At 38.0% G+C, this 17,463-nt stretch carries 15 protein-coding genes; 10 read left to right on the top strand and 5 right to left on the bottom strand.

Features of this window, described 5'->3' with window-relative positions:
• The first annotated feature begins 27 nt into the window (after positions 1–27).
• The 8 genes from yycF (at position 28) to rlmH (ending at position 7,937) form a co-directional block, all read left to right on the top strand.
• Positions 28–741, top strand: a complete 714-nt coding sequence (gene yycF, locus JOC76_RS15755; RefSeq protein WP_205179000.1) for a response regulator YycF — start codon at positions 28–30, stop codon at positions 739–741.
• 7 nt (positions 742–748) lie between these two features.
• Positions 749–2,581: a cell wall metabolism sensor histidine kinase WalK gene (walK, locus tag JOC76_RS15760; RefSeq protein ID WP_205179001.1), complete on the top strand. Its 1,833-nt coding sequence runs from the start codon at positions 749–751 to the stop codon at positions 2,579–2,581.
• Positions 2,578–3,906, top strand: coding sequence for a YycH family regulatory protein (locus JOC76_RS15765; protein ID WP_205179002.1), 1,329 nt, complete (start codon positions 2,578–2,580; stop codon positions 3,904–3,906). The genes walK and JOC76_RS15765 overlap by 4 nt, the downstream gene beginning before the upstream one ends.
• Complete coding sequence (locus JOC76_RS15770; protein WP_205179003.1) at positions 3,893–4,690, top strand: two-component system regulatory protein YycI; 798 nt, start codon at positions 3,893–3,895, stop codon at positions 4,688–4,690. The genes JOC76_RS15765 and JOC76_RS15770 overlap by 14 nt, the downstream gene beginning before the upstream one ends.
• Before the next feature lie 6 nt (positions 4,691–4,696).
• Entirely contained in the window at positions 4,697–5,491 is a 795-nt protein-coding gene (locus JOC76_RS15775) for an MBL fold metallo-hydrolase (protein WP_205179004.1), read from the top strand.
• Between the two features lie 334 nt (positions 5,492–5,825).
• A complete protein-coding gene (locus JOC76_RS15780; protein WP_205179005.1) occupies positions 5,826–7,061 on the top strand; it encodes a S1C family serine protease in 1,236 nt (411 codons plus the stop codon).
• A 136-nt stretch (positions 7,062–7,197) separates the two neighbouring features.
• Positions 7,198–7,356, top strand: a complete 159-nt coding sequence (locus tag JOC76_RS15785) for a CxxH/CxxC protein (protein WP_205179006.1) — start codon at positions 7,198–7,200, stop codon at positions 7,354–7,356.
• Between the two features lie 101 nt (positions 7,357–7,457).
• On the top strand, positions 7,458–7,937 hold the full coding sequence (gene rlmH / locus JOC76_RS15790; protein WP_205179008.1) for a 23S rRNA (pseudouridine(1915)-N(3))-methyltransferase RlmH: 480 nt from the start codon (positions 7,458–7,460) through the stop codon (positions 7,935–7,937).
• Between the two features lie 116 nt (positions 7,938–8,053).
• Here the strand turns inward: rlmH and JOC76_RS15795 are convergent, their stop codons facing one another.
• From JOC76_RS15795 to JOC76_RS15805, 3 genes are all read right to left on the bottom strand, one after another.
• The gene (locus tag JOC76_RS15795) at positions 8,054–9,343 is read right to left on the bottom strand and encodes a glycosyltransferase (RefSeq protein ID WP_239557755.1); all 1,290 of its coding nucleotides are present in this window, start codon (positions 9,341–9,343) and stop codon (positions 8,054–8,056) included.
• Between the two features lie 265 nt (positions 9,344–9,608).
• Complete coding sequence (locus JOC76_RS15800; protein ID WP_205179010.1) at positions 9,609–11,969, bottom strand: glycosyltransferase; 2,361 nt, start codon at positions 11,967–11,969, stop codon at positions 9,609–9,611.
• Positions 11,970–12,188: 219 nt separating this feature from the next.
• Positions 12,189–12,977: a glycosyltransferase family 8 protein gene (locus tag JOC76_RS15805; protein ID WP_307784736.1), complete on the bottom strand. Its 789-nt coding sequence runs from the start codon at positions 12,975–12,977 to the stop codon at positions 12,189–12,191.
• Between the two features lie 253 nt (positions 12,978–13,230).
• Between JOC76_RS15805 and JOC76_RS15810 the strand changes: the two genes are divergently transcribed.
• The gene (locus tag JOC76_RS15810; protein WP_205179014.1) at positions 13,231–13,842 is read left to right on the top strand and encodes a glycosyltransferase; all 612 of its coding nucleotides are present in this window, start codon (positions 13,231–13,233) and stop codon (positions 13,840–13,842) included.
• A 150-nt stretch (positions 13,843–13,992) separates the two neighbouring features.
• Positions 13,993–14,835, top strand: coding sequence for a hypothetical protein (locus tag JOC76_RS15815; RefSeq protein WP_205179016.1), 843 nt, complete (start codon positions 13,993–13,995; stop codon positions 14,833–14,835).
• A gap of 904 nt (positions 14,836–15,739) precedes the next feature.
• On the opposite strand, the gene JOC76_RS30045 is transcribed toward JOC76_RS15815, so the two are convergent.
• Together JOC76_RS30045 and JOC76_RS30050 are read right to left on the bottom strand one after the other, a co-directional pair.
• Positions 15,740–16,996: a hypothetical protein gene (locus JOC76_RS30045; protein ID WP_239557756.1), complete on the bottom strand. Its 1,257-nt coding sequence runs from the start codon at positions 16,994–16,996 to the stop codon at positions 15,740–15,742.
• 21 nt (positions 16,997–17,017) lie between these two features.
• Entirely contained in the window at positions 17,018–17,194 is a 177-nt protein-coding gene (locus JOC76_RS30050) for an NERD domain-containing protein (protein WP_239557757.1), read from the bottom strand.
• Positions 17,195–17,463 lie beyond the last annotated feature (269 nt).

Raw genomic sequence — 17,463 nt, forward strand, 5'->3', positions numbered from 1 at the left:
TTCAATTGAATGAAAAGGAGTAATAATATGGATAATAAGAAAATTCTTGTAGTAGATGATGAAAAACCAATTGCCGATATTTTACAATTTAACTTAAAAAAAGAAGGTTACGCTGTTTATTGTGCCTATGATGGCAACGAGGCACTTCAGTTAGTTGAAGAAATCCAACCGGATTTAATTCTCTTAGATATTATGCTTCCATTACGTGACGGAATGGAAGTGTGCCGGGAAGTCCGTAAGAAATATGAAATGCCAATCATCATGTTAACAGCCAAGGACTCTGAAATTGATAAAGTGTTAGGTCTTGAATTAGGTGCAGATGATTATGTTACCAAGCCTTTTAGTACAAGAGAATTAATAGCACGAGTAAAGGCAAATTTACGCCGTCATAATCAGATTTTGGCACAGTCAGATACGGAAGATGATACCAATGAAATTGAGATTGGATCACTTGTGATACATCCAGATGCCTATGTGGTTTCTAAACGAGGTGAAACAATTGAACTGACACATCGCGAATTTGAATTACTTTATTATTTAGCACAGCATATTGGTCAAGTAATGACAAGAGAACATTTGCTGCAGACCGTATGGGGCTATGATTACTATGGCGACGTTCGGACTGTTGATGTGACGGTAAGACGTCTGCGTGAAAAAATTGAGGATAGCCCAAGTCATCCAACATGGATTGTCACGCGCCGCGGGGTTGGATACTATTTGCGAAATCCTGAACAGGAGTAATTAATTGATGAAAAAGGTTGGTTTCTTTCGCTCGATACATGTAAAGTTTGTTCTAATCTACGTCCTCCTTATCTTGGTAGCGATGCAAATTATCGGCGTTTATTTTGTCAAACAGCTTGAACAAACATTGCGGACAAATTTTCAAACTTCGATTAAGCAGCGAGTAGATTTACTAGCTTATAACGTGGTCGAGGAAATGACAAAGGAAAGAAAGGCAGACGACCCAACACTTGAATCAGATTTAAAGAAAATACTTAAGGACTTTGATGCCGGTGACAGTGATATCACAGAGGTTCAAGTAATTGAAAATCGTTCCTTAAAAATACTCGGTACCTCTCAATCCAGTAACCAGGGACTTGTTGGTCAAAGGACAACCGTCCTACAGGTAAAACAATCTATGGTTTTGGAAGAGGATCAAAGTTCCATTAAGATCGAACAGAAAACCGGACATCGAATCTGGGTCCTCTCTACGCCTATTAAATCAGGAAAAAAAGTAATTGGCGCCATTTATCTTGTTGCAAAAATTGAAAATGTGTTTGAACAAATGAAAACCATTAATAACATTTTTGCTACGGGTACCGCGATTGCTTTATCAATTACAGCTATATTAGGAATCTTGTTAGCCCAGACCATTACCAGACCGATTGCCGATATGAAAAAACAAGCACTTGCGATGGCGAAAGGGAACTTTTCCCGTAAGGTTAAAGTGTATGGTCAGGATGAAATCGGTACGCTGGCGATGACTTTCAACCACTTAACGAAAAAATTGCAGGAAGCCCAGGCGATGACGGAAGGAGAACGAAGAAAGCTATCCTCCGTCCTTTCCTATATGACCGATGGGGTAATTGCGACAGACCGAAAAGGTCGAGTTATTTTAATTAATGATCCGGCAGCAGAAATGCTGAATGTTTCACGTGAAACGGTTTTATCTCAGCCAATTGTTGAGTTATTGGACTTGGATGATACGAACACCTTTGAAGACCTTCTGGAGGAAAATGATTCCTTAATATTAGACTATAGTACAAAAAAAGAGCGCTATATATTAAGAGCTAATTTCTCTATTATTCAAAAAGAAACAGGTTTTGTTAATGGTTTAATTGCCGTTTTACATGATATCACAGACCAAGAAAAGATCGATGCGGAAAGAAGAGAGTTCGTGGCTAATGTTTCACATGAATTAAGGACACCTCTCACTACGATGCGCAGTTATTTAGAGGCACTTGCAGATGGTGCATGGCAAGATCCGGAAATTGCCCCTAACTTCTTAGAGGTAACACGAACCGAGACGGAAAGAATGATCCGTCTTGTTAATGACCTGCTTCAATTATCAAAAATGGATAGCACAGATTACAAGCTGACTAAGGAATGGGTAAACTTTGTTGACTTCTACAACAACATTATTGATCGGTTTGAAATGTCAAAGGAGCAGAATGTTACATTTAAACGTAAGCTTCCGAAGCAGGCCATTTTTGTGGAAGTTGATGAGGATAAAATGACCCAGGTTCTATACAATATTATTTCTAACGCCTTAAAGTATTCACCTGAAGGTGGACAGGTTACTTTTTCTTTAAAAGAAAAAGAGGATAAGATTATTGTAAGTGTATCTGACCAAGGGGTTGGAATTCCAAAAGAGAATATTGGGAAAATATTTGACCGGTTTTACCGCGTCGATAAAGCTAGAACCCGTAAATTAGGCGGTACAGGTTTAGGACTTGCCATTGCGCAGGAAATGGTTAAGGCACATGGCGGGACAATTTGGGCTACAAGTGAGGAAGGGAAAGGAACCAAGATCTCCTTTTCACTGCCCTATGAGCGTTCTGAAGAGGATGAATGGTCATGAGATACGAGAATATTAAGTCAGCAATTTTAACCATATTAGTCTTATTGAGTCTTCTGTTAACTTGGAATCTTTGGACCTATCAGCCCAACTATGACACGATGGAAAATAACAAAACGGTGGCGGAAGTCACCGTTAGTGAAAAACAAGAAGTAAAAAAAATTGTAAGACCTGATTCGGCCATTTTCCATGTGAAAGGATCTCACTATGGAACCAATAACCCGAATGAATTAGACAAGATGATGAAGGAAATGAGCAGTTGGACCATTTCGGATGTTAAAAACTACTCTGATAAAGTGGAAAATGTTGATGATTTAGCACGTGGCAACGGTTATGTTGAATTCATCTTCCCTGGCGATGTTCCAATTGAACTGTATCGCAGTGTGTTAAACATTGAAGGAAAAAAGATACCGGCCTTTAATTTTAACCGCATGATTATTAATGCTAACCAATTGGAAAAAGGCAGTGGAATGGTTTATTTTGCCTCTACTGATACACAGCAGGTCTATATCAGTCATATTTCCGCTGCAAATGTGAGTGAGTTTAACCGTGATTATTATAAAAATGCAGCCCATTATCCAAAGTATTTTGCTTTTAAGGCATCCGAAAAGCGGACCTTTTATCTGCCAGAGGCAAAAACAGAGATGACAACATATAACTATTTGCCTGTTACACTTAACTCTGATGAGTTCAAAGATGCACTTTTTGATGACCCTAGTTTTGTACAAAAAAGCACAGTTCCACATGGCGAGGAATTTACGAATGATTCTAGTAAAATGACAGTTAACTATGATAGTAATATTTTGCAATACATCAATCCGACCGCAACAGATGATAATTATGTTGCCAGTTCCTACGATCTAGTCAAAAGAAGTATTGATTTTGTGAATGAGCATGGCGGCTGGACGGATCCATTTCGTTATGTTTCTAATAGTGAGAACGAACGATCTGTCACCTTCCGTCTGTATAGTACAGAAGGTTTTCCTATTTTTAATGATAATGGCTTATCGCAAATTACTGAAGTATGGGGCAGTGACCAGATTGGTAAATATGTCCGCCCGAATATAACCTTAGATCTTCCGTTAATCACAGAAATGCAAAAAGTGACGTCGCCATCTGGACATGAAGTGTTAGCTCTTTTCCAAAGTACTAAGAACTTTAAGCCTGAGCTTCTCGAGGAACTAGTTCTTGGCTATCAAATGGAGAAGGGGTCAGATGCCAATAAACTGCTTGTCTTAAAACCTGCCTGGTTTTATCGGTATAATAAATCGTGGGGGCAGATTACGTCTGAGGACCTAGAAGGAGGTCTTGTGCATGGATTGGAGTAAAATTAAAACGATCTTTATTATTACGTTTTTAATTTTAGATGTGTATCTCCTCTTTCAATTCATGAAAATGCGTGATGCCAATAAATACGAAGTCATAACGGAAACTTCCTTTCAGGATAAATTAAAGGCTGATGAGATTAAGTATGTGGAGCTTCCAAAGACCCCCATTAAAGACCAGTATCTGAGCGCCAAGCCTAAGACTTTTACGAAAAGTGATATAGCTAAATTAAAAGGGCAGAAAGCCACCTCAACGGAGCCTTCCACTACCCTTGACGTTATGCTTAATGAACCGATTCAGTTAAGCTCTAAATTTGAGCCATCAGACCTTGCTTCATTTTTAAAAGAAAATATTCTTTATGGTGACCATTATCAATTTTGGGAGAAGAATGATAAGAAGCATACGATTACCTATTTTCAGCAAAATGAAAATTATCCATTATACGAAAATGTGAATGGGATGATTACGTTTAATATAAATGAGGAAAATCAAATTACTTCCTATCAGCAAACCTATTTAGACGATATTGAAAAGCTGACCGCAAAGGAAGAAATCCTCGAGCCATTGAAAGCAATTGAAACATTGCATCAAAAAGGCGATTTGCGACCCAAAAGTGAAATTACCAAGGTTGAACTAGGCTATTCAACGCTCATTCAGCTTACCGCATCCCAAGTCTTAGCGCCAACATGGCGCATTGTGGTGAATGGGAAGGAGAATCTGTTTGTTAATGCGTTTGAAGGGCAGATTATTGAGTTTAATAGCGAGGAAAAAAGTAAAGTGGAGTGAAAATGTATGTCGTTACGATATAGCATTCTGGCTAGTGGAAGTACGGGGAACGCCTTGTTTGTCGAGTGCGATGAGCATTCCTTTTTAGTAGATGCCGGCTTCAGCGGGAAACAGATGGAGTCTCTTTTTGCACAAATCGATCGTGATATTAGCAAGCTTTCCGGCATTTTTGTCACACATGAGCACAGTGACCATATTAAGGGAATTGGCGTCCTCGCCCGTAAATATCATTTACCAGTCTATGCAAATGAAAAAACCTGGCGTGCCATGGAAAGCTCTGTAGGCGTGATTCCTACTGAGCAAAAATTTGTTTTTAATATGGAAACCGTTAAGAGTTTTGGTTCAACTGATATTGAATCCTTTGGGGTATCCCATGATGCAGCAGAACCAATGTTTTATGTGTTCCATCATTCAGGAAAAAAACTGGTTCTAATCACAGATACGGGTTATGTAAGTGATCGAATGAAAGGTACCATCTCTAACGCTGATGTGTATATCTTTGAATCGAATCATGATGTACAGATGCTCAGGATGGGAAGATATCCTTGGAATATTAAACGCCGGATTTTAAGTGATGTGGGACATGTTTCCAATGAAGATGCAGCTCTCGCTATGAGTGATTGTTTAGGAGACCGGACAAAGCGGATCTATCTAGCTCATTTAAGTCAGGATAATAATATGAAGGATTTAGCGAAGATGGCGGTAACTCAAACATTGGAGAGCCGTGGCTTCATTGTTGGCGAGCAGTTCGGCGTATACGATACAGATCCCAAAACCCCGACCAGCTTAACAGCTGTATAATCTATAAAAAAATGGAGGTCATTCACAGACCTTTATTTTTTTGTCCTTTATAGGAAATTATATAATTTTCGCTTGTGGAAAACTGTTAATATAAGGACTGTCGACGTCTAGCTCCAGCGCCTAGCCCCTCGATGGTCTACAGCCACTCAGGGAATGAAGGCAAAGAACGCCTTCTTTCCCTGAGCGTCTTATGCTTGTCGGGGCTGTTCAAGGCGCTTGCGCTTTTGTTCCTAAATGGAATGTGATTTTTTAGTAATTTTAGGAAGAATGTTTATAATGGATTATAGAAGTCAAATTAGTGAATAGCACTTTTTCGAAGAAAGGAATGGTGTAGATGGGGTATTATGATGATCATTCACAAGGACGCTATCGGGAGCAGCGAGGTAAGAAAGGCAGTGGATTTCTCGCAAGTCTAGCTGGGGCTATAATTGGGGCAGTTATCGTTATCCTTGCCATCCCAACTCTATCAAAACAAGGTCTATTGCCATACAAACTAGCAACCCAGCAAAATCAAGCTGCAGAAACCACAAACAAGGAAACCCGGCAGAATGTCGTTGAAAAGGTATCCTATGATGTGAATACGAATATAACAAAAGCAGTTGAAAAAACAGGCGAAGCCGTTGTTGGTATTAATAATATTCAATCAACAAGCTTTTGGTCAGGTAATGGAAATTCTTCAGAAGAGGCAGCTGGAACGGGCTCAGGGGTTATTTATAAAAAGGCCGGCAATAAAGCCTATGTGGTGACCAACCACCACGTTGTGGAGGGGGCAACTAAGCTGGAAGTAACCCTTGATGACGGAACCAAGATTGCTGCTAAACTGCTTGGCAGTGATGTGTGGACAGACCTAGCCGTGCTTGAAATTGATGCTAGTAAAATTAAAAAGGTTGCCGAATTTGGCAATTCAGACAGTTTGAAGCTAGGTGAACCGGTCATTGCGATCGGAAACCCACTTGGGGCCACTTTCTCCGGCTCAGTCACTCAAGGAATAATATCGGGACTGAAACGGACCATTCCAGTTGATATTAATGAAGACGGTGTCGTTGACTGGCAATCAGAAGTACTGCAAACAGATGCAGCCATTAATCCTGGTAATAGCGGTGGTGCCTTACTTAATATGGCTGGACAAGTGATTGGGATCAATTCCATGAAAATTTCTCAGGAGGCTGTTGAAGGTATCGGTCTCTCCATCCCGATTAATTCAGCTAAACCCATTATTGATGATTTAGAGCAGTTTGGCACTGTTAAACGTCCATATATGGGGGTTGATTTAAAGTCTGTCAATGAAATTCCTGCTTACTATCAAGAGGGAGCATTAAAATTACCTCGTGATGTCAATTATGGTGTGGCACTTCGCCAAGTAGTAGCAAATTCACCAGCCTCTCGGGCAGGATTGCAAGAGCTAGATGTTATTGTTGAAATGGATGGAGAAAAGATAAATGATGTGATCGACTTTAGAAAACATTTATATCAGAAAAAGAAAGTTGGCGACAAGCTGAAGATTAAGTTCTATCGCGATGGGAAGTTAAAGGAAACGACTCTAACCCTTTCAGGAGAAAAACTCGAATAGTGATGCTAGTTGGGAAAAGTGGATGTCTACTTTTCCTTTTTCTTTTGTATTGGTATGATAGATGAGGTCAAAAGTATGATAGCTGACAGAATGATAAAAAATAAGCCTAATGATTTTTTGAAAGTAGGGAGAAATAATGATTTATAGTTGTGAGGAACATGTTGATATTGCATTAGATGATATTGTGGATAAATATGAGACTTATCCAGTTTTATCACAAATACCTGTGGATAAAGCAGCAGCAAGCTGTGAATATTGCGAAAAACAGGCTGTATATATGGTGGCGAACAAATGATTCCATACAAGATGTGGATAAAAAATGTGTATATGTGGATAACTCCTGTGGATATGTTGTTTGTAAACTGTTTGTAATTAAGTTGTAAAGGGTTGTGGATTGTGAATATCTCGATCATAACGGTTGGTAAGTTAAAAGAAAAATATTTACGGCAGGGAATTGAGGAGTATTTGAAGAGATTGTCTGCTTATGCAAAGGTAGAGGTTGTTGAGGTTGCGGATGAGAAAGCGCCAGAGGAATTAAGTGAACTAGAGATGCTGCAAGTGAAGCAAAAAGAAGGCGAACGGATTTTAGCAAAAATCAGTCAGGATACATATGTAATTGCGTTAGCGATTCAAGGCAAGCTACAATCGTCAGAGGAATTAGCAAATACTCTAGATAAGTTAGCAACCTATGGGAAAAGTAAAATAGCGTTTGTGATAGGCGGCTCATTGGGGCTGAATGAGGAAGTATTAAAGAGGTCGAATGAACAGCTGTCGTTTTCGCGAATGACCTTCCCCCACCAGTTGATGAGACTGATACTGGTAGAACAGATCTATCGGGCTTTTCGGATTAATCGGAATGAACCGTACCATAAATAGAGGTGTTTTTTTCTTTTTTACTTAAGGCCTGTTCAATTTGAAGAAGTTACTGACTTAGAAAAAAATAATATGTATGGATTAATTTATAAAGGAGGCTTTATGCCTCCCTTTTATAATCAATAAAAGCTGATTAAAGGTTCCAATTGGTTTTCCCATATCCATTTCGGGCTGTATCTTTGTCTTGCCAATGTTTTTGCCTGGATTACTGGATTCTCCTGCATCTTATTTACAATAATTTGCCCATGTTCGCTTAAATACGCTTGCTCGGAAGGGTGGTAAGTTTCATGAGTATCAAAGCCAAAATTCCTAGCATCCCATTTCAAAAAATAAGAATTCAAATTTTTACCTAACTCCTCTAATGCAGGTACCCTTTCATTTAGTACTAGGAAATTCCCCTTACTTGCAGCCTCCAAGATTGTCAATCCGAACGACTCTGAATAAGATGGACAAATAAATAGATTAGATAAACTAAATAACTCTAAAACTGACTTTCTAGGAAACCCATTTTTAAACTCCTTAATATCTGAAGTAAAAAACATATCTTCCAATTTCAAACCAAAAGACGATCCCTGGGCTCGTATAAAGCTTTTGTAGTCCTTTGAAGATATGTCACTGCTTGGAAAATCGCAAAAAATGACCTTTACTGATTTTTCACAGGCCTTTTTTATAGCACCGCCCAACATTGCTACCTTATCAAAGCGTTTTCCAGTCGTAAGTCGTCCTGGATAAATGATTAAAATATCTGGTGATTGCAAATCTACTTCATTTGTTAAGGCATGTAATTCATTGCTTGTAAAGCTTAATAAATCTAAACTGTTATTTACCACCCGACAGCGTCCCTCAGGAACATTATACTGTTTGGCAAGAGCTGCGAGTCCCGACTGTGTTGGATAAACATAAATAGTGTTAGGCATTTCAGTATAACGGGCTGAAAAAGGCCATTTTGGATCAAGTGGCCGATTTGCAGGTGCTGAATGGGTAAAGGCGATAAATTTAGTTCGAGGCAATTTTTCCTGAGCCATACGAATAGCGACATTATGAACTAGATGCCACCCCTGATAATGAATATCATGCATGATGCAAACATCCACATCAGCTAATTTTGCGACAAGGTCTTCTGCAATAACATTAGCTTCATCAAAAAAGGTACTGTGTACTTTTCCATCCGGCTGGGAATAGTCCTTCCAATGAATTTGTTTTCCATTTATTGAATTAACAACCTTTTGCCACTTTATTCTTTTATCCTGGAAAACACCATCCACATTATCTAGTGGACAGTGTTCACTAACGAGTAACGTTGGTTCCAGCCTCGCGTCTAGCATCATACGCAACTGTTCCGCTACAACATTTACTAACGAATAAGTACTATCAAGGCCATTGAACATAGTTAGCAAGGCTACCTTCATAAAATTTTGCCTCCCTTTTAAAAAACATAACCATAATAATATATACAAAGAAAAGCTTTTCTTATTCTAAGATTCATAAAGTAGCTTTTTATCATTTCATTCCTGATGTTAAATAAACAGTAATAACAAAATAAAAGAAGTGCAAACCCAGTGGTTTAACACTTCTTTTTAGCGGTATTTTCCGATTTTCCTTCGAATTAAACAATAGTATAAATCTTGATTGTCCCAAAATGCAAGGCAACATGCTTAGCAGCATAAAACAGCATTAATTCCTAAATAAATCTTTAATTTCATTGTTTTTAACTGCTTTTTGGTAGTATTTGTTGTTTTCAATGATAGCTCGATGTTTTTCTGCAAATTTCATAAATTCCTTTGCAAAAATGGCTTTCCAATCGATAAAGATCGAAATGCTTCGGGCAACAGTAAAAACAGCTTCCTCCATATATTTTGGATCAGCTTTCTCAATTACCCTGTCCCAAGCAGAAATAACTTCAAGTGTTCTTTTGTCTTGACTTTTAATAATGGAATCTGGTCTTTGCCTATAATAATATAAGGGAGATTGAACATAAGAGACAGAATTCGAATAGGTCATTAAAATAGGGGTGGTACCAACGTCTTCGTACCAGCCTTTAGGGAACTTAACTTTGTTAAATAACGTTCTATCAAAGAGCTTATTACATGAAAATGCCGGATCAGTGGAGTACATAATTGCTTGTTCCTTGCTTAACCAGTTCCCACTAAAACCGGTAATAACTTGGCCATTTTCTTCGCCATCCTCTACGGCAATACAGTCGCAAATGATTAGGTCATGTCCTTCGATAGCTGCGTTGTATAATGTTTCATACATTTGTGGTTCCACCCAATCATCTGAATCAACAAAGCCGACATATCTGCCTTGGGCTGCTTGTAGACCATGGTTTCTTGCATCACCTAAACCACCGTTTTCTTTTATAATCGATTTAATTTTATTTGGATACTTTTCAATATATTCATTGATGATAATTTGGGAATTATCAGGAGATCCGTCATTTACCACAATAACTTCCAAATCTTTTAATGTTTGGTTAACTAATGAATCTAAACATTTTCTGAGATATCGCTCAGTGTTATAAACAGGGACAATAATTGAAACTTTTGGTAACATAATTTTACCCTTTTTATATTGTAAGTAATCTTCCTTCAACGGATGATTGGAATTCCATGGTTTATTCCCTCCAGTGTAATGAATGATTGCTGGATTTATTTTTACATTGGGGTCGTATATATGATCGGTCTGAAAATTCCATTGGGGGTCTAAAGAAAGCCATTGATCATGAAGAACAGCATTTAGAGCGTCTTGATCGCAATACATAATGTTGTCAGAATAGTTATTAATAAATTGAATAATTTTATTTTTTATATTATCTTCCCGCCACTTTTTTAAGTTGATTAAAAGTACGCCTGCATTAAAATATTTTGAGTCTTTAGGCATGAATAAGTCATTATTTCTTGAATCTTTTACCCAATGGTCCTCAACCGCGCCTAAATAATACTGGCTAATATCTGTATTCCACAGCTCTGTGATGTCCTTTTTAACAATAATGTCACTGTCCAAATAAAGAACTTCATTTATTTTATCAAAGAGATCCGGGATAGATATTCGATAATAGGTTTCGTGTGTCAAATATTCTAATGTCGGAAACTCTCTATACAATGTTGGATCAATTTGTTTAAAATAGATTTTTGCTTTATATTTTCTAGTCGTTCTCGCCAACAGTAATTTATTTTCTACGGAGATATGGCTGTCAATAACATATATTTTAACAGGATTCTTGGATTCTTTATTTTCAAACAATGAATGTAACATAACAGCGAGATGCTGTGCATAGGTATCGTTCGAAACTGCCACAATGTAGATACACTCTTTACTATTCCTTTGTTTGATTTTATCTTTAAAAATAGTTTCTGAACCTGAAATAACCTGGTTCATTTTATCCATGTCATTATTTGCCTGGTAGTATAATTCCCGAATCATCAGATTGTTATTGCCATTTGGATTGCTATTGTATGCAAAGGCTGGATGCCATAAATGATAAATGGTATGATTCAGTCTCTTATATTGACCACACATGGTATTAACCGCGCAACTGAAAGCATCATCTTCTCCTCCCCAGCCCTTAAATCTCTCATCAAAACCTCCGACTGCCATAAAATGATCGCGGGTAATGATGTTTAATCCCCCAACATGGCTGAATTCTGAAGGATAATGGATTTCGAAATCTGTTACCTCCAAAGGCCAGGTTGGATCCGCTTTTATCAGACTTCTTGAATTCTTTTCTGATATTCTGACTATTTTTTTGAAAGGAATTACCCATGGAGCTGCCTTTAAGTGATTAATTGAATCCTTGATAACGTTCGGTTCGTAAAAGATATCCCCATCCGCTATAACGAATATATTTCGGGTCGCTTGTTGTGCTGCTAAGTTAATCGCGCGAGACCTATTAAATAACTCGTCGGTTGAAATCCCGACACAAATTTCAGCATGGGGAAAAAATTTTTTATAATATTTTTTGATCCAATTTAAATTGATATCCCTAATTCCATTATCTGGCTTGTACGGAATTAGAATAGATACATCCTCGAACAATAGTTTACACCACCTAATGCTAATCATTGGAATTATATCCTTTAATCATTTTATTTTTTCATTCAATTGTTGTGCTGGTCGATTGGACTATTTTGACATATAGAGGAGCGTATTTGTTGGGGACGATGTTTCGATATTTTAGTTACTCGCTTTGTTGTTATTGATTTTTTCGTACATTTTTACAAACATTCGTAGAGGAGGATGAAAATGTATGCTTGATTATAAGGGTTTCTCCCATAAGGATGCTTTCAGGTATCTTAGGTACTTGATCTTAAACGGATTCTCAGAATTCCAAGGTTTTTCGGGTCCAGTAAAATGGATAATCGCAGATTTTTCTAACGGCAGCATGGTGGAATGTGCGGTTGTAAAGTTCCATTTATCGTCTAAACGAAGCCATCGATTGTAAAAGACTGCATTTAATGCATCTTGATCTAGTAGTGCAAGCTTTTCAGGATTGGTCTTAATAAATTGTATTAATTCGGAGGAAATTTTTTTCTCCCTCCACCTTTTTAGATTCATTAATAATAAACCTGAATTAAAATAATAAGCTTCCGAAGGTAATGACAGTCTATTCATTCGAATTTGTCTGTCTAGACCTGTCATGACCCGCGATTCGTCTACTGCAGCTAAATCAAACTTGTCTATGTTAGTTTCCCACAATTCCGAGATGTCGGTTCTCACGATCATATCACAATCAAGATACAATGCTTTAGAGATATCTTCACTTAGTAGGTCGGGAATGATAATTCTGTAATAGGCTTCTTTACTAATGTATTTTTGCCCTCCCGTGCTTAACACAAAGCCCTCAAACAACTGTACATCCACTTTAAGGAATGTAACCGTCGCATGAAACTTTTCAGTCACTCTGGCCAGCTTTTTTATGTTAATGTCAGAAAGGTCCCCGTGAAGGATAAAAATATGGATAGAGTTATTGGTTTTGTTATTTTTTAACAGTGAAGTTAACATCACTGCTAAGGGTTGTGCATAATGATCGTTTGTTGCCGACACAATATACAAGGTTACCGCTCCTTTTTTCTTTGTTGGTTCTCCTAGTGTATGTTCAAGAGGACTCTTTAGATTGTATATGTGACTACTGCTGGCATCTTCATGCAAAAAAAATTTCTAATTTATAATAAACTGATGGTGTGGGGTAGGAATCAAACTAGAACATAATACTATTTCTTCACATACATTTAACTTAGAAATCAACTATCTAGGTTTAGACATACATTCATGTTAGTGGAGGGAGGTGGAACATTAAATGAAAATCCTGTTATTTACACCCTCGTACAAACGCCCATACATGCTTCGTCAATGTATTCTCAATATAAAAAACCAGTCTTATACAAATTTTACCCACTCAATAAGCATTATGTATGATGATGAATCTGAGGTTTTAAATTACCAAGTCTTATTTGATGATATACTCGATGATAGATTTATAATCCAATATGAAAAAAATTCCAGCACCCATACGAATGCCATGTCTACAGCATTACAAGATCCACAACCTTATGATTTATATATTAAAATTGATGATGATGATATACACAAAAAAGACTATATCAAAACAATAGTGGAATATTTTAAGACAAATACTTGTGATATTTTAACTTCAAAAATTAGTTTTCAGTTAAATAATTATTTTGTATCAAAAGGTGTTTATAAAAGCCTAGGTGGTCATTTTCCTGATAATAATTTTTTAATGCCTCAGACTTATGCGTTTAATCATAAGGCATTTCAGGTTTTACGTAATATTAAGGATGATAACAATTTTGAGGATTTGCAGTGGAGGACTGCTTGGAGTATCCATGGACTAAAAGATGATAATGTTGATAATTCTCTAAAATATCATTTGGCATATTCACGGTAAAAATATATCAGTAGGGAGTTGGTACCGCCCTCAATAACGCATTTTATAAATTACAAAAAGTAACTAGGGAAATGCCCAATTCAGCAAGGATTTTAGTCATACTGTATATAGTAAATTAAAAATTTTATCTGTAAAAGGAGTGATCCAATAATGGTAGTAAGTCGCATAGATGCCTTTCTTATCAGTGACGAATGTGACCAATGTTTACTAGCAACTGTACGAGTAGTACAGGACCCAGAGTCTCCAAACTGTGTTTTGCTAACGATTAATAACCTGGAAGAAGATGAGTGTGATATTAGTGGGAAGATTGGCTCGTTTTGTTTGCATTTGAATGGCGAACTGAATGTGACTGGTGTACAATCCCTTGATAAAGAGCGAACACTATATATTTCAGATAATGGCTACCCAGCCAATTGCCTTATTGAAGCAAATTTAGTAGTAGGGCTTTCAAATGATCAAGAAATAATTACTCTAGGTGAAAGAGGAGAATTTCGCATTTGCTTCGATCAAGAACCTGATGACTCTGATTTTATTGCCGTTTCAGTCCTTTTCCAAGAAGTTGAATGTTGTACGGGCGTAGATAGTATATGTGTAGATTCAAGATTTAATAATCGCCCAAAAACAACAGCCACAGCCACAGCGACAACCACAGCGACAACCACAGCAACAACCACAGCAACAACCACAGCAACAACCACAGCGACAACCACAGCGACAACCACAGCGACAACCACAGCAACAACCACAGCGACAACTACAGCGACAACCACGGCGACGACCTCAGCAACAACCACATTTACAGCAACAACTACAAGAACAACAACATCTACTACATCCACCACTACAACTGTCACTAAATGTCCTAAACCAAATCCGCCATCCTGTAGTAAATCTGTTGTAGAATTACCTTCTCCTCCGGGACCTAAAGGACCTCCTGGGCCTAAAGGACCTCAGTGGTCTAAAGGACCTCAGGGACCTAAAGGACACCATTGAAGATGACTATAGAATCGTTATTTCAATAAAAGAAGTGTAAACCCAGTGGATTAACAGGTGCATAAGTATCATTCGAAACTGTCACAATGTGGATAGAATTTCTACTATTAATTGTAAAAAACATGGGTACAAGACTTGATAAAAAAAACTGAAAAACTGTAAATGTCTTCTGGAGACTGTCCAGAAGGATTTAGTCAAAGTTAGTATCAAAAAAGCTTAAGTTCTATACTCATACTAACTTAGCATGTTGGGAGGAAATTCGATGGGTTTCCTCCCTATTTAATGATTAATAAACGCTGATTAAAGGCTCCAATTGATTTCCCAAGATCATCATTCAAATTATACTTTGGTGGAAGTCCCTTCCGAAAGCACTTGTTCCGTTTAAAGGAAAGATGAAGCGGTGTCCGAAGTCGAGTGAACATCGGACAAGGGAAGGGCAAAAAGATGAAGCGGTGTCCGAAGTCGGATGAACATCGGACACTGCAATGCCAAAAAGATGAAGTGGTGTCCGAAGTCGAATGAACATTGGACAAGGCGATACCAAAAAGATGAAGTGGTGTCCGAAGTCGGATGAACATAGGATAAGGGAAGGCCGAAAGGATGAAGTGGTGTCCGAAGTCGGATGAACATCGGACAAGGGAAGGCCGAAAGGATGAAGTGGTGTCCGAAGCCGAATGGACATCGGGCAAGGGAAGGCCAAAAAGATGAAGTGGTGTCCGAAGTCGAGTAAAGTTCAGACAAGGTAGTACCAAAAAGATGAGATGGTGACCGAAGTCGAGTGAACATCGGACAAGATAAGGCCAAAAAGATGAGGTGGTGTCCGAAGTCGGATGAACATCGGACAGGGTAAGGCCAAAAAGATGAAGCAGTGTCCGAAGTCGAATGAACATCGGACAAGACGCTACTAAAAAGATGAAGTGGTGTCCGAAGTCGAGTAAACATCGGACAAGGCAATACCAAAAAGATGAAGTGGTGTCCGAAGTCGAGTAAAGTTCGGACAAGGTAAAGCCAAAATGATGAAGCAGTGTCCGAAGTCGAATGAACATTGGACAAGGCGATACCAAAAAGATGAAGTGGTGTCCGAAGTCGGATGAACATCGGACAGGGTAAGGCCAAAAAGATGAAGTGGTGTCCGAAGTCGAGTAAACATCGGACAAGGCAATACCAAAAAGATGAGATGGTGTCCGAAGTCGGATGAACATCGGACAAGGCGATACCAAAAAGATGAAGTGGTGTCCGAAGTCGAGTAAACATCGGACACTGCAATACCAAAAAGATGAAGTGGTGTCCGAAGTCGGTTGAACATCGGACAAGGCAATACCCAAAAGATAAGATGGTGTCCGAAGTCGAGTAAAGTTCGGACAAGGCAGTACCAAAAAGATGAAGCAGTGTCCGAAGTCGAATGAACATCGGACAAGGCAATACCAAAAAGATGAGATGGTGTCCGAAGTCGGATGAACTTCCGACAAGGGCAAGCCAAATAGGTGTGACTTTGTCCGAATAAAGACCAATCCTCCATCAAAACAAAATTTATATAATAGGAATCACTTGTTTTTCCAACCGCGGTAATCTTTAGTACCCTGCAAAATGTCCTTTTGGACAAATCGACATTGCACCATTCATAAGTCGTAATCTTTTGCTCAGGAAATAGCAGCTGAAATTCCTTTACATTCCGGAGAATGGCATCCTCAACCGTTTCATGACCTCCGCTCTTTCCACAAACAAAGATATGATTTTGTAGAGAGACTAAAAAGGAGCTACAAAATTTACAGTACATTTCCCTTTTCATCTGCTTATATTGATAGTTTGGTACCTGCGAGTATGGATTTTTAGCTTGATGTAATGAAAGTAATTGTTTGGCCAGTTTTTTATGGCCATCATTCAATTTAGATGATGTGCTATTTATACTTTTTAAAAACCGGTTAACCTGATTGGGGAGAATAATAGGGTGGTCGACTTGCGCGTTGTATAAAGTGAATTCAGGGTTAATTAAAATGACGGAGGCGGAAGCGGGGTAGTAAAGCTTGAGGTCGTGGAGCAGTTGGCGGAATTGGGATGCGCATTTACTTAATTGAGTGATTGGATTTTTATATTCTCGACCGGATTTTACAGCGTAAAATCTGTCCTTTTCCAGGCAAAAGTCACCTTCAAAGTTTTTCACATCCAGCAGGCGAATGACTTTCTATGAAATAAGCGTTGTATCAATTTGAAAATAGGAATTCTTTATTTTAAGCAGCAAGTCATTGATGATGTAACTTTCCTCTTGAAGACATTCTGCCATTCGGTTAAATTTCAACTCACCCTCATAACCTTTTTCCAGGTTGAAATATTGAAACTTTTCCTCTTGTGTTAATTCCATCCGTGTGTTTAAAGATCACATTTTCAATAATTCTTCTGATTCTGTTCTGTTTTTAAGTTTTCATAGGCCACTTCCTTTCAACATTTCTAAGCTTATTTTATAAAAAAGCCGAGCATATGAGTGTGAATATTCCGTTAAATATTAATTAGTATTTAAAAAAAGACTGCTACTTAAACAGTTACGGTGAACCTTATCATAAACCGAGGCAGTTTTTTGGTTATTTTCTACTTATAGCTATTAAAAGTCCTGCAATATAAATATACTATAAT

It is taken from the genome of Neobacillus cucumis, from assembly GCF_016908975.1.
Classification (GTDB): domain Bacteria; phylum Bacillota; class Bacilli; order Bacillales; family Cytobacillaceae; genus Neobacillus; species Neobacillus cucumis.